A 13577-nucleotide genomic window follows, 5' to 3' on the forward strand; every position below is an offset into this window, starting at 1 on the left:
GGTCACCGCCCTCCGTGCGGCAGCGGGTGGCTCAGCCACTCGCCGTAGGCGTCTGCATGGCTGCGCAACACCTCCGGCTTCTGCCGCCGCGCCCAATAGACCACGAACGGCGTCAGCCAGTGCATATGGCACATCCCGGCGGTCAGCTCGAACGGCCGCAGGATATCTTCCATCGGATAGTGGTTATAACCGCCGGTGCGGTAGGCGCCTTCCGGCTCACCGGTGGTGATCACCGAGCGCCAGTATTTGCCCGCCAGCGCATTGCCGCCCACCCCGCTGGCGAAGCCGCGCGACAGCACGCGATCCAGCCACTCCTTCAGCAGCGCCGGACAGCTGTAGGTATACAGAGGGTGCTGAAACACGATGACCTGATGCTCACGCAGCAGCTGTTGTTCGTGATGAATATCGATAAAAAAATCAGGGTAGTGCGCGTAGAGATCGTGCACGGTGACATGTTCCAACTGCTGCGCCGGTCGAAGCAAAACCCGGTTCGCCACCGAGTCATGGGATTCCGGATGGGCATACAGCAGCAAGACCTTGGGCGGCTGCGACATCATTCCCCTCCAAAGCGTCGTCAGAGTAGCGGTTTTCCGCTACCATGCATCGCAAAGACAAAAACAGCGCGCGGTGCGCGTTCTGTTACCTTAATGATAATTTAACATACTCTGAACATACGGCGCTTTATGATTGTATTCTCCTCGCTACAAATCCGACGCGGCATCCGCGTCCTGCTGGACAACGCCACGGCGACGGTTAATCCAGGTCAGAAGGTCGGCCTGGTGGGCAAAAATGGCTGCGGCAAATCCACGCTGCTGTCGCTGCTGAAGGGCGAGATCGCGGCGGATGGCGGCAGCTTTACCTTCCCCGGCAACTGGGCGCTGGCCTGGGTCAACCAGGAGACGCCGGCGCTGGACGTGCCGGCGATCGAGTATGTTATCGACGGCGACCGCGAGTTTCGCCAGCTCGAAGCCGAACTGCAGGCCGCCAACGACCGCAACGACGGCCACGCCATCGCCACCCTGCACGGTAAGCTGGACGCCATCGACGCCTGGACCATCCGTTCCCGCGCCGCCAGCCTGCTGCACGGCCTCGGCTTCTCCAACGAACAGCTGCAAAGCCCGGTGCGCGACTTTTCCGGCGGCTGGCGCATGCGTCTCAACCTGGCGCAGGCGCTGGTGTGCCGTTCCGACCTGCTGCTGCTCGACGAACCGACCAACCACCTGGATCTCGATGCGGTGATCTGGCTGGAGCGCTGGCTGAAAAGCTACCCCGGCACGCTGGTGCTGATCTCGCATGACCGCGACTTCCTCGATCCGATTGTCGACAAGATCCTGCACATCGAACAGCAGACCCTGAACGAATACACCGGCAACTACTCGTCGTTCGAACGCCAGCGCGCCACCAAATTGGCGCAGCAACAGTCGCTGTATCAGCATCAGCAAGAAAAAGTGGCGCACCTGCAAAGTTATATCGACCGTTTTCGGGCGAAGGCCTCCAAGGCCAAGCAGGCGCAGAGCCGCATCAAGATGCTGGAGCGCATGGAGCTGATCGCCCCGGCGCACGTCGACAACCCGTTCACCTTCAGCTTCCGCCCGCCGGAAAGCCTGCCGAACCCGCTGCTGCGCATGGAAAAAGTCAGCGCCGGATATGGCGATAAAGTGATCTTGAAGTCAATCAAGCTGAACCTGGTACCCGGTTCACGCATTGGCCTGCTCGGCCGCAACGGCGCCGGTAAATCGACGTTGATCAAACTGCTGGCCGGCACCCTGGAACCGCTGAGCGGCGAGATCGGCCTGGCGAAAGGCATCAAGCTGGGTTACTTCGCCCAGCACCAGCTGGAATTCCTGCGCGCCGACGAATCGCCGTTGCAGCATCTGAGCCGCATCGCGCCACGGGTGCTGGAGCAGCAGCTGCGAGATTACCTGGGCGGTTTCGGGTTCCAGGGCGACAAGGTCAGCGAAGTGACCGAACGTTTCTCCGGCGGCGAGAAGGCGCGGCTGGTGCTGGCACTGATCGTCTGGCAACGCCCGAACCTGCTGCTGCTCGATGAACCGACCAACCACCTGGATCTCGACATGCGTCAGGCGCTGACCGAGGCGCTGATCGATTTCGAAGGCGCGTTGGTGGTGGTCTCGCACGACCGTCACCTGCTGCGCTCCACCACCGACGATCTGTACTTGGTGCATGACGGCCAGGTCGAGCCTTTCGAGGGCGATCTCGACGACTACCAGCAGTGGCTTGTCGACCTGCAGCGCCAGGAAAACCAGCAGGATGCACCGGAAAAAGAGAGCGGCGGCAACAGCGCGCAGGCGCGCAAGGACCAAAAACGCCGCGAGGCGGAGTTCCGTACGCAGACCCAACCGCTGCGCAAGCAGATCGCCAAGCTGGAACAGCAGATGGAAAAACTGGGCGCCGAACTGGCGGCGGTGGAAGAGCAGTTGGCGGATCCCGCACTGTACGACATCAGCCGCAAGGCCGAACTGACCGACTGCCTGCAAAAGCAAAGCCAGGCCAAATCCGCGCTCGAAGAGACGGAAATGACCTGGCTGGATGCGCAGGAACAGCTGGAGCAGTTAACGCAGGCGTTCGACGCCTAAACGTTGTTACGCCTTGTAAAAGGGCCTATCCCCCAGAATGGTCGCGCGGTGCATGATGCGCCGCTGCGGCAGATAATCCGCGTTGGCGTAGTGCTGCGTCACGCGGTTATCCCAGATCGCCACGTCATTTTCCTGCCAGCGCCAGCGCACCTGAAACTCCGGTTTGGTGATGTGAGCAAACAGGAAGTTCAGCAAAGCGTCGCTCTCCTTCGGCGCCAGATCGACGATCCGCGTGGTGAACCCTTCATTGACGAACAGCGCCTGCCGGCCGCTGACCGGGTGAGTACGCACCACCGGATGCAGCAGCGGCGGATTTTTCTGCACCGCCAGTTGCCAACGCTGGTGTTCTTCTTCACTGCCGCGATGCTTGTACTCCGGGAACGACTTGGTGAAGTCATGCTCTGCGCGCAGCCCCGCGAGCAGCGTTCTGAACGGCGCCGACAGCGCCTCGTAGGCCGCGATGCCGCTGGCCCACAGCGTATCGCCGCCGGTGGAAGGCAAGGTCTTGGCCGCCAGGATCGCTCCCAGCGGCGGGTTCTCGATAAAGGTCACGTCGGTATGCCAGTTGTCGTTGTCCGGCGGGTTGTCGTCGTGGGTATCGAGCACGATGATCTCTTCCACGTCGGTGGCGTGCGGATAGACCGGATGGATGTGCAGATCGCCGAAGCGGCCGGCCAGATCGCGCTGCTGCAGCGGCGTGATCGGCTGGTTGCGGAAGAACAGCACCTGATGCTTGAGCAGCGCATGATAAAGCTGTTCAAACTGGCCATCGCCCAACGGCCGGGCCAACTCGACGTTTTCCACCAGCGCCCCGATGTAAGGCCCCAGCGGGGTGATATTCAGACGTTCGTTCATTGCTGTACTCCATGCCACGGGGTCAATCGGCGCTGCAGGGCGCGCAGCCCCAGCTCCAACCCAAATGCAATCACCGCAATCACGCCGATGCCGGCCAGCACCACGTCGGTCGCCAGAAACTCACCGGCGGATTGCACCATAAATCCCAGGCCGCGCGTGGCGGCGATCAGTTCGGCAGCCACCAGCGTCGACCAGCCGACGCCCAGCCCGATGCGGATGCCGGTCAGGATCTCCGGCAGCGCGCTCGGCAGCACCACGAAACGCAGCACCTGCCAACGCGTGGCGCCCAGCGCGCGGGCGGCGCGCACCCGCACCTGCGCCACGCTGCGCACGCCGGCCACAGCGGACAGCGTCACCGGCGCGAAAATCGCCAGATAAATCAACAAGATTTTCGAGGTCTCGCCGATGCCGAACCAAATTACCATCAGCGGTAAATACGCCAACGGCGGCACCGGACGATAGATCTCAATCAGCGGATCGAGGATGCCGCGCACCGTGTCGTTCAGCCCCATGGCGATGCCCACCGGAATGCCGACGATCACCGCCGCCAGCAGCGCCACCAAAATGCGCCCCAGGCTGGCCGCCAGATGCTGCCACAGCGTGGCGTCCATAAAACCTTGCGGGCTGGCGATGGTGATCAGTTGATGCAGCACCTGCTGCGGCGCCGGCAGGAACAGCGGGCTGATCAGCTGCAGCGCCGTCACGCCCCACCAGACGATCAACACCGTCAACAGCGTGGCGCCGCTCAACCAAACGTTGCGCGGCACGCTGAAACGGCGCGCCGCTTTGCCCTGCGGCTGCGCCGCGGCCTTTAACGTGGAATGCAGGCTCATAGCAAGGCCTCGCGCTGTTGGAAAACTTTGCCCAGCACGTATTCGCGCTGCGCGATAAATTCAGGATCGGACTTAATCGAGCGGCAGGCTTCGCCGTCGGCATAGCGTTGGCCGAAGTTCAGCGACAATCGCTCTACCACCTGCCCCGGCCCCGGCGACAGCAGCAGCAGCTCGCTGGCGAGGAACACCGCCTCTTCGATATCGTGGGTGATCAGCAGCACCTGCTTGCCGGTATCGCGCCAAATAGTCAGCAACAGCTCCTGCATCTGCTCGCGAGTAAACGCGTCCAGCGCGCCGAACGGTTCATCCAGCAACAGCAGGCGCGGATCCGCGGCCAGGGCGCGGGCGATGCCGACGCGTTGGCGCATGCCGCCGGAAAGCTGCCAGATGAAATGCCGCTCGTAACCGGCCAGACCGACGCGCTGCAGCATCTGCTCCGCCACCTGGCGGCGCTGCGCCTTGCCGACGCCGGCCAGCTGCAGACCGAACTCGACGTTGTCCACCACGTTACGCCACGGCAGTAAACCCTCATGCTGGAACACCACGCCCCGTTCAGCGCCCGGGCCGTGAACGGGCGTTCCATCCAGCGTGATGCTGCCAGCTGAAGGCTCGATAAACCCGGCGATCAAATTCAGCAGCGTGGTCTTGCCGCAGCCCGATGGGCCGAGCACCACCACCAGTTGCCCGGCGGCGATCTGGAACGACACGTCACGCAGCACGGGCCGCCCCTGATACTCTGCTGAAAGATGATTGACGTTTAGCATCCTGCTTCCTTACGACTGCGGCGCAGCCTGCACCTGTTTCACAAAACGGTCGGTGACGTAAGCGCTGTAGTCGCTGTCGACCTGCGGGATCTTGCCCTGCTGCTTGAGGAATTCGGCGGTATCGCGGATTGCCTTGTCCACCGGCTGGCCGAGCTGGGCAACCTGATCGGCCACCGGCAGATAACGGTTCCCCTTCACCAGTTCCGGCACCTGCGCTTCCGGTACGCCGCTCAAGCGCGCCAAGGTGCTAAGATGGCTCGGATCTTTCAGCCACTGTTCCGGCGCCGTCAGGTAGGCCTTTTGCGCCTGCAGAGCGCTGGCGGCAAAGGCGGTCACCACGTCGGGATGTTTCTCGGCGAAGTCTTTGCGCACCACCCACACGTCCAGCGTCGGTGAACCCCACTCGCCCACCTGCGCGGAGTCGGTCAGCACCTTGCCCTGTTTGGCCAGTTCGTTGACCACCGGCGCCCAGACGTAGGCGCCGTCGATGTCGCCGCGCTGCCAGGCGGCGGCGATGGCCGGCGGCTGCAGATTGAGGATCTTCACCTGTTCAGGCTTGATGCCCCAATGTTTGAGCGAGGCCAGCAGGCTGTAATGAGTCGTAGAAATAAACGGCACCGCAATGCGCTTGCCGATCAAATCCTGCGGGCTTTTGATGTCATTCTTCACCACCAGCGCTTCAGAACTGCCGAGCTGCGAGGCGATGAGGAACACTTCGATGGGGAGTTTCTGGCTGGCGGCCACCGCCAGTGGGCTGGAGCCGATATTGCCGATCTGCACGTCGCCGGAGGCCAGCGCACGCAGCACGCTGGAGCCGCTGTCGAACTTACGCCAGTCGACGGTCGCACCGGACTGTTTGGCGAAGCTGTTTTCCGCCTGCGCCACCTTGGCCGGCTCTGCCGACGTCTGGTACGCCACGGTCACGTCCACCGCGTAGGCGCTGGCCGCGCTGAGCGACAACGCCAGCAGCGCCACGTTACGTAAGGAAAAGAGTTTGCCCGCCATGTTCCGCTCCGTTGATAAAAATCTGTTCAGTTGCTGACAGTTTTATCTGAGCGATGACGGGCGATAAAAGAATAAAAAAGTCTTCTTTATTACCTTGAGTAATATAACCGCAGATTACAGCGCGATACTTCCGTGCAGGAACACATGAGCATAGCCGCCGAGCAGCGTGCGATCCCCTTGCAGTTCGCAGAACAGTTCGCCGCCGCGTGCCGAGATCTGCTGCGCATGCAGCCGATGGCGGCCGAGGCGCGCCGTCCAGTAAGGCATCAATGTGCAATGCGCGGAGCCGGTCACCGGATCCTCGCCGCCGTCGAGCGTGAAATAGCGCGAAACGAAGTCCACGGTGTCACCCGGCGCGGTGACGATCACCGCGCGGCCGGCCAATGCGATCAGCGCCGGGATGTCCGGGCACAGCGCGCGCACCTGCGCCTCATTTTCCACCACCACCAGCAGCGCTTTCGCCTGCCACACTTCCTGCGGCTGCACGCCCAGCAGCGCTTTCGCCTGCCACACTTCCTGCGGCTGCACGCCCAGCAGCGCCGCGAGGCCCGCCGGTTCGGCGACTTTCTGCGGCGGCCTGGCGGGGAAATCAAGCACCAGCCGCTCCCCGTCCCGCTCATCGCGCTTGACGAACAGCTCACCGCCGGCCGAACGGAAGCGAATATCCTTCAGCGCCGGGTTAACCGCGCTGAACATCACATGCGCCGCCGCCAGCGTGCCGTGGCCGCAAAGATCGACCTCCCGCTCCGGGGTAAACCAGCGAATGGCGGTCATGTCGCCGTCATCCCAAACAAAGCTGGTTTCCGGCAGGCCGATCTCGTTGGCGATCGCCTGCAACCGCTCCGCCGGCAGCGGCTGCGTCAGCAGGCAAACCCCGGCCGGGTTGCCGCGCAGCCCTTTGCCGGTAAAAGCAACCACGTGATAATAATTTTCCGCCATCGTTCACTCCTTAATGCCAGATCAGTAACACACAGGCTGCGGTCAACAACCCCATGGAAACGTTGAAGATAACCCAGGCCTTTTTGCTGCGCAGCAGGCGGCCGATCAGGGTACCGAACGCCAGCCAGATAACGCCGGCGACGATGTTTACCGCCAAAATGCCCAGCGCGATCGCCGCGATGGAACCGTTGTACTTATCGCCCGCCAGGCTGAAGCTCGCCACCGCGCCCAGCGCCATCAGCCAGGCTTTCGGGTTGAGGAACTGCAGCAGCCAGCCCTGATACAGCCGCACCGGCTGCGGCGGCGCCACGTCGGTTTCCAGCTTTTCATAGGCGGCGGTGGCGACTTTCCACGCCAGCCACAGCAGGTACAAACTGCCGAGGATTTTCAGGATCAGGTGCAGCGACGGGTAAACCAGGATCAGGCTGCCGACGCCGAAGGCCACCAGCAGCAAAATGCTTTGCATGCCGAGCATGATGCCAATCATCAGCCACAGCGAACGCATAAAGCCGAAGTTAGCACCGGAGGTGGTCAGCAGCAGGTTATTGGGGCCTGGCGTGATGGCGGCGACCCACAGGAAGCCCAGCATCGAAAGGAATAAACTCGGTTCCATGGCACGGGTGCTCCTCACCCAAGGCGCTTTTTTGCAGTATCATTGTTAATTCTTGGTATTGAAGCTAACAGTGCGCTAGGGATCTCACAATAGCCGCCCACAACATTTTACTCAGCCTATGCCTAACACCTTTCGCCCCCTGACCGGGGCCAGTAACCCGCACCTGCAAACGCTGTTGCCGCGGCTGGTGCGCCGCCGCGTGTTATTGAAACCGCATTGGCAACGGCTGGAATTGCCCGACGGCGACTTCGTCGATCTTGCCTGGAGCGAGGATCCGGCGCAAGCGCGCGACAAACCGCGCGCGGTGCTGTTCCACGGCCTGGAAGGCAGCTTCTACAGCCCCTACGCGCATGGCCTGCTCAACGCCTGGCGTGAGCGCGGCTGGCTCGGCGTGGTGATGCACTTTCGCGGCTGCAGCGGCGTGCCCAACCGCAAACAGCGCATCTACCACTCCGGCGAAACCGAAGACGCGCGTTTCTTCCTGCGCTGGCTGCGCGACAGCTACGGTGAGGTGCCAACCGCGGCGGTAGGCGTTTCGCTCGGCGGCAACATGCTGGCCTGTTATCTGGCGCAGCAAGGCGCCGACAGCCTGCTGCAGGCGGCGGTGGTGGTCTCAGCGCCGCTGATGCTGGAACCCTGCGCCTACCGCATGGAGCAAGGCTTCTCCCGCGTCTATCAGCGCTATTTGCTGGGGCAACTGAAACAAAACGCCACCCGCAAACTGTTGCACTACCCGGACACCCTGCCGCTCAAGCTGTCACAGCTGAACGGTTTGCGGCGCATCCGCGAGTTCGACGACGCCATCACTTCGCGCATTCACGGCTTCAGCGACGCCACCGACTATTATCGCCGCTGCAGCGCTCTGCCGCTGTTGCCGGCGATCCAAACGCCGCTGCTGATCATCCATGCGAAGGACGATCCCTTCATGACCCATGAGGTGATCCCCGACGTCGCTGGCCTGCCGCGCAATATCGAATATCAGCTGACCGAGTTCGGCGGCCACGTCGGCTTTGTCGGCGGCACGCTGAAAAAACCGCACATGTGGCTGGAGCATCGCATTCCGGCCTGGCTTTCCCCTTATCTGGACATCCCGACGTGATCATTCCCTGGCAAGAACTGGCAACCGACACCCTGAACAGCCTGATCGAATCCTTTGTGCTGCGCGAAGGCACCGATTACGGCGAGCACGAACGATCGCTGGAACAGAAGGTGGAGGACGTGCGCCGCCAGCTGAAAAACGGCGAGGTGGTGCTGGTATGGTCAGAACTGCATGAGAGCGTCAACATCATGCCGCGCGGCCAGTTCCGCGCCGGGCAGGAAGAAATTTAGTGGCGTTCGGTTCTATGACTGACGGAAAAAATCAGGTAACAATGGGACATTGCAAACCAGCGAGCGCCATTTTTTCCTGACATAGAGAGCGTCAACAAGAGCCACAATAATCCCCTGACGCCGGCGCATTCAACACGGAGTGACAACCACCATGTCTGCCAAACATCCCGTTATCGCGGTGACCGGTTCCAGCGGCGCCGGCACCACCACCACCAGCGTGGCGTTCCGCAAAATCTTCCAACAGCTCAACATTCGCGCCGCCGAACTGGAGGGCGACAGCTTCCACCGCTACACCCGGCCGGAAATGGACGCGGCGATCCGCAAGGCGCGCGATCTGGGCAGACACATCAGCTATTTCGGCCCCGAGGCCAACGACTTCGGCCTGCTGCAGCAGAGCTTTATCGAGTACGGCAAAAACGGCACCGGCCGTTCGCGCAAGTACCTGCACACCTACGACGAAGCGGTGCCCTACAATCAGGTGCCGGGCACCTTCACCCCATGGGAGCCGCTGCCGGCGCCGACCGACGTGCTGTTCTACGAGGGGCTGCACGGCGGTGTGGTCACCGAACACCATGACGTGGCCAGCCACGTCGATCTGCTGGTCGGCGTGGTGCCGATCGTCAACCTGGAGTGGATCCAGAAGCTGATCCGCGATACCGGCGAGCGCGGCCACTCCCGCGAGGCGGTGATGGATTCGGTGGTGCGTTCGATGGAAGATTACATCAACTACATCACGCCGCAGTTCTCGCGCACCCACATCAACTTCCAGCGTGTGCCGACGGTGGACACTTCCAACCCGTTCGCCGCCAAAGCCATTCCCTCACTGGATGAAAGCTTCGTGGTGATCCACTTCCGCGGGCTGGATCAGATTGACTTCCCCTATTTGCTGGCGATGCTGCAGGGCTCGTTTATCTCGCACATCAATACGTTAGTGGTGCCGGGCGGCAAGATGGGGCTGGCGATGGAGCTGATCATGGCGCCGCTGGTGCAGCGATTGCTGGAAGGCAAGAAGATCGAATAAATGCGTTGAGCGCGGCGGCGGGCCGCGCTCCGTCTCGATTACGCCGGTTGGCGGATCTCGGAACTGTGGGTCACCGTGGCAGCCTTGTTGAGCATCAGCGCCACCGAGCAGTATTTCTCCGCCGACAGGTTCACCGCACGCTCTACGATTTTGTCGGTCAGATCCTGACCGGTGACGATGAAGTGCAGATTGATATGGGTGAACAACCGCGGGGCTTCTGCACGACGCTCGGAGGTCAGCTTCACCTCGCAGTCGCGCACGTCGTTGCGCCCTTTTTGCAGGATGGACACCACGTCAATCGCGCTGCAGCCGCCCACCGACATCAGCACCATCTCCATCGGGCTCGGCGCTTTATCGCCGGCGTTGCCGTCCATCAGCACCTGGTGGCCGGAGGCCGATTCACCCAAAAACGTTAACCCTTCCACCCACTTAACTCTTGCCTGCATTCTGGTCACTCCGGTTAATTTCTTAAAATCAGAGTACGCTTTCGCATAGAAACAGGCAACGTAACCTGATGCTAATCATGCTGAAGCGAGACAACACGAGACACCCGCCTTACTCTGTGCTACAAACAGAGCCGCAATAAATCTTTCCGGGACACTGAATTTCAGGGAAACGCCCAGAGAAAGGCTCCTTTACCGGTATGTTAACAGAATGTAGCTTGCAGCGCTTACGGCAAGTTAATATGCTAGAGCGACAGCGTATTTTTATGACACGCCTCAAAACTTGCCGGTAGCCCTCGCTCATGACTGCGGCTACAGGCGGGTTTTACAGGGAACTCTGACCCCTGTGACACAAGGCAGCGATAACAACAGAGGATAACAGCGAATGGTTCTCGGCAAACCGCAAACAGACCCTACTCTCGAATGGTTCCTGTCTCATTGCCATATCCACAAATATCCATCGAAGAGTACGCTGATTCACCAAGGTGAAAAGGCCGAAACGCTTTACTACATCGTGAAAGGCTCCGTCGCGGTGCTGATCAAGGATGAAGAAGGTAAAGAGATGATCCTGTCCTACCTCAACCAGGGGGATTTCATCGGCGAGCTCGGATTGTTCGAAGAAGGCCAGGAGCGCAGCGCCTGGGTTCGCGCGAAAACCGCCTGTGAAGTGGCCGAAATTTCCTACAAGAAATTCCGCCAGCTGATCCAGGTGAACCCGGACATCCTGATGCGCCTGTCCGCCCAAATGGCGAGCCGCCTGCAGGTTACCTCCGAAAAAGTGGGCAACCTCGCCTTCCTGGACGTGACCGGCCGCATCGCGCAAACCCTGCTGAATCTGGCGAAGCAACCCGACGCCATGACTCACCCGGACGGCATGCAGATCAAGATCACCCGTCAGGAGATCGGCCAGATCGTCGGCTGCTCGCGTGAAACCGTTGGCCGTATTCTGAAAATGCTGGAAGATCAAAACCTGATTTCCGCCCACGGCAAAACCATTGTCGTCTACGGCACCCGTTAATCCCTGAAGAAACGGCGCAATCTGCGCCGTTTTTTTGTCTGCTCTCTGCCATGTGGCGCCGCCTGATCTACCACCCGGAAATCAACTACGCACTGCGACAAACGCTGGTGTTGTGCCTACCGGTGCTGTTTGGCTTGTTGATAGGCCAGCTGCAGCTCGGCCTGATGTTCTCTCTGGTGCCCGCCTGCTGCAATATCGCCGGTCTGGACACGCCGCATAAGCGCTTCTTTAAACGGCTGATCGTCGGCGGCTCGCTGTTCGCCTTCAGCAGCGTGCTGTTGCAACAGGCACTGCTGTGGCACGTGCCGCTGCCGGCGCTGATGCTGGGCCTGGCGCTGCTGCTCGGCGTTACCGGCGAAATCAGCCCGCTGCACGCCCGGCTGTTGCCGGCGGCGCTGGTGGCCGCCATCTTCGCTCTCAGCACGGCCGGCACGGTGCCTGTCTGGCAGGCGCCGCTGCTGTACGCGATCGGCACCGTCTGGTACGGCTTATTCACCTGGTTCTGGTTCCGGCTGTGGAAAGAGCAACCGATGCGCGAGACGCTCAGCCAGCTCTATCTGGAACTGGCGGACTACTTCGAAGCCAAATACTCCCTGCTGACTCAGCACACCGATCCGCAGACCGCGCTGCCGCCACTGCTGGTGCGCCAGCAAAAGGTGATGGATCTGATCAGCCTGCTGTACCAACAGCTTAATTTCCTGCCGCACGCCAACAACCTCGATCAAAAGCGACTGCAGCGCGCCTTTCAGGTGGCGATGGATCTGCAGGAGCACATCACCGTCAGCCTGCATCTGCCGGAGGAAGTGCAAAAACTGGTGGAGCAGAGCCAGGCCGAAGCGATCATTCGCCGCAACGCTCAGGTGATCGCCGGCCGGCTGCGCGTGGTGGCGCACGATATACTCTACCATCAACATTCGAAGCGCTTTTCCATGGCCCACGAGCTGGCGGCGCTGGAAAAAATGGCGGCGCAGCATCCCGATAACCCGGTCGGCCAGTTTTGTTATTACCACTTCAGCCGCATCGCCCGCCTGCTGCGCACCCAGCATCCGCTGTACCGCCGCGATCTGATGCCCGGCCAGCACCGCCTGCCGTTTTGGCCGGCGCTAGCCAGCTATCTGTCGTTCAAATCTACCGCCCTGCGCAACGCCGCGCGGCTGGGGGTGACGCTGGCGGTCGGCAGCAGTCTGGGGGCGGTGTTCAACCTGCCGAAGCCTTACTGGATCCTGCTCACCATCATGCTGGTGAGCCAAAACGGGTATAACGCCACCCGGGTGCGTATTCAGCACCGTGCGCTGGGCACGATTGCCGGGCTGTTGCTGGCGGCCGGGCTGCTGCAGCTGCAGTTACCGGAAGGCGAAACGCTGAGCATCATGCTGGTGATCACGCTGCTAGCCTACCTGGTTTCACGCAAGAACTACGGGCTATCGGTGATTGGCTTTACGGTGACGGCGGTTTACACCTTGCAGCTGCTGGCGCTGAACGGCTCGCATTTTCTGGTGCCTCGTCTGATTGATACCTTGATCGGCTGCGTGCTGGCGTTCGGCGGCACCATTTGGCTATGGCCGCAGTGGCAAAGCGGGCTGCTGCGCAAGAATGCCCATCAGGCACTGGAAAACGATCAAGCCGCGCTGCGGCTGATGCTGGAACAGCCGGAGCCGGACGCCACCGCGTTGGCCTATGCCCGCATGCAGGTCAACCAGGCGCACAACGCGCTGTTCACCTCGCTCAATCAGGCGATGCAGGAGCCGGGATTCGCGTCGAACTATCTGGCGGATATGCGTTTATGGGTCACTCACAGCCAGTTTATCGTCGAACACCTGAATGCCATGACCATTTTGGCGCGCGAGCACTATATGCTGACGCCGAAGCTGGCGGAAACGTATCTGCAAACCTGTGAAATTGCGCTGCAGAGCTGCCAGCAACGCCTGGAGTACGACGGCCCGAGCAGCGGCAGCAGCGGCATCATGCAGCCGCCGGATCTGCATCCGGAGATGCCCGTTACCGAGATGGAGCGTCATTTGCGGCGCATTCTGTCGCACCTGAGCGTGATGCACACCATTTCGTCGCTGGCCTGGCGCCAACGCCCGCACCACGGCATTTGGCTCAAGCGCAAACTCCGCGATCAATAAGGGCGCGGCATGCCGCGCCCCGTTATTCGCC

Annotated in this window: 14 protein-coding genes; 6 read left to right on the plus strand and 8 right to left on the minus strand. The window is 61.3% G+C overall.

Going from position 1 to position 13577, the window contains the following annotated elements; translation table 11 throughout:
* Positions 1-2: 2 nt before the first annotated feature.
* Positions 3-554: a glutathione-regulated potassium-efflux system ancillary protein KefG gene (gene kefG, locus ACMGGW_RS21140; protein WP_025159909.1), complete on the minus strand. Its 552-nt coding sequence runs from the start codon at positions 552-554 to the stop codon at positions 3-5.
* A gap of 129 nt (positions 555-683) precedes the next feature.
* Between kefG and ACMGGW_RS21145 the strand changes: the two genes are divergently transcribed.
* Positions 684-2597 carry an ABC transporter ATP-binding protein gene (locus ACMGGW_RS21145; protein WP_049206067.1) on the plus strand — a complete coding sequence of 638 codons (1914 nt, stop codon included), beginning with the start codon at positions 684-686 and terminating at the stop codon, positions 2595-2597.
* 6 nt (positions 2598-2603) lie between these two features.
* On the opposite strand, the gene tauD is transcribed toward ACMGGW_RS21145, so the two are convergent.
* The 6 genes from tauD to ACMGGW_RS21175 form a co-directional block, all read right to left on the minus strand.
* Positions 2604-3452 (minus strand): taurine dioxygenase, encoded by an 849-nt coding sequence (tauD, locus tag ACMGGW_RS21150; RefSeq protein WP_169541284.1) that lies wholly within the window; start codon positions 3450-3452, stop codon positions 2604-2606.
* Complete coding sequence (gene tauC, locus ACMGGW_RS21155) at positions 3449-4285, minus strand: taurine ABC transporter permease TauC (RefSeq protein ID WP_033631937.1); 837 nt, start codon at positions 4283-4285, stop codon at positions 3449-3451. The genes tauD and tauC overlap by 4 nt, the downstream gene beginning before the upstream one ends.
* Positions 4282-5049 carry a taurine ABC transporter ATP-binding subunit gene (gene tauB / locus ACMGGW_RS21160; RefSeq protein ID WP_060435115.1) on the minus strand — a complete coding sequence of 256 codons (768 nt, stop codon included), beginning with the start codon at positions 5047-5049 and terminating at the stop codon, positions 4282-4284. Before tauB ends, tauC begins: the two co-directional genes overlap by 4 nt.
* 9 nt (positions 5050-5058) lie before the next feature.
* A complete protein-coding gene (gene tauA / locus ACMGGW_RS21165) occupies positions 5059-6054 on the minus strand; it encodes a taurine ABC transporter substrate-binding protein (RefSeq protein ID WP_025304512.1) in 996 nt (331 codons plus the stop codon).
* A 114-nt stretch (positions 6055-6168) separates the two neighbouring features.
* The gene (locus tag ACMGGW_RS21170; RefSeq protein WP_420279529.1) at positions 6169-6993 is read right to left on the minus strand and encodes a PhzF family phenazine biosynthesis protein; all 825 of its coding nucleotides are present in this window, start codon (positions 6991-6993) and stop codon (positions 6169-6171) included.
* A 10-nt stretch (positions 6994-7003) separates the two neighbouring features.
* On the minus strand, positions 7004-7606 hold the full coding sequence (locus tag ACMGGW_RS21175) for a LysE family translocator (protein WP_025304514.1): 603 nt from the start codon (positions 7604-7606) through the stop codon (positions 7004-7006).
* A 118-nt stretch (positions 7607-7724) separates the two neighbouring features.
* Between ACMGGW_RS21175 and ACMGGW_RS21180 the strand changes: the two genes are divergently transcribed.
* The 3 genes from ACMGGW_RS21180 to ACMGGW_RS21190 all read left to right on the plus strand — a co-directional run bounded on the left by ACMGGW_RS21180 (position 7725) and on the right by ACMGGW_RS21190 (position 9956).
* On the plus strand, positions 7725-8705 hold the full coding sequence (locus ACMGGW_RS21180; protein ID WP_147823733.1) for a hydrolase: 981 nt from the start codon (positions 7725-7727) through the stop codon (positions 8703-8705).
* A complete protein-coding gene (locus tag ACMGGW_RS21185) occupies positions 8702-8935 on the plus strand; it encodes a YheU family protein (RefSeq protein WP_004930376.1) in 234 nt (77 codons plus the stop codon). The genes ACMGGW_RS21180 and ACMGGW_RS21185 overlap by 4 nt, the downstream gene beginning before the upstream one ends.
* A gap of 151 nt (positions 8936-9086) precedes the next feature.
* Positions 9087-9956 carry a phosphoribulokinase gene (locus ACMGGW_RS21190; protein WP_025304516.1) on the plus strand — a complete coding sequence of 290 codons (870 nt, stop codon included), beginning with the start codon at positions 9087-9089 and terminating at the stop codon, positions 9954-9956.
* Positions 9957-9994: 38 nt separating this feature from the next.
* Here the strand turns inward: ACMGGW_RS21190 and ACMGGW_RS21195 are convergent, their stop codons facing one another.
* Entirely contained in the window at positions 9995-10402 is a 408-nt protein-coding gene (locus ACMGGW_RS21195) for an OsmC family protein (protein WP_420279530.1), read from the minus strand.
* A 382-nt stretch (positions 10403-10784) separates the two neighbouring features.
* Between ACMGGW_RS21195 and crp the strand changes: the two genes are divergently transcribed.
* The gene (crp, locus tag ACMGGW_RS21200; RefSeq protein ID WP_004090925.1) at positions 10785-11417 is read left to right on the plus strand and encodes a cAMP-activated global transcriptional regulator CRP; all 633 of its coding nucleotides are present in this window, start codon (positions 10785-10787) and stop codon (positions 11415-11417) included.
* 50 nt (positions 11418-11467) lie between these two features.
* Entirely contained in the window at positions 11468-13546 is a 2079-nt protein-coding gene (locus tag ACMGGW_RS21205) for a YccS/YhfK family putative transporter (protein ID WP_025304518.1), read from the plus strand.
* The last annotated feature ends 31 nt before the right edge of the window (positions 13547-13577 follow it).

The sequence above is a fragment of the Serratia sp. BNK-4 genome (genome assembly GCF_048685115.1).
GTDB classification, from domain to species: Bacteria; Pseudomonadota; Gammaproteobacteria; order Enterobacterales; family Enterobacteriaceae; genus Serratia; species Serratia bockelmannii.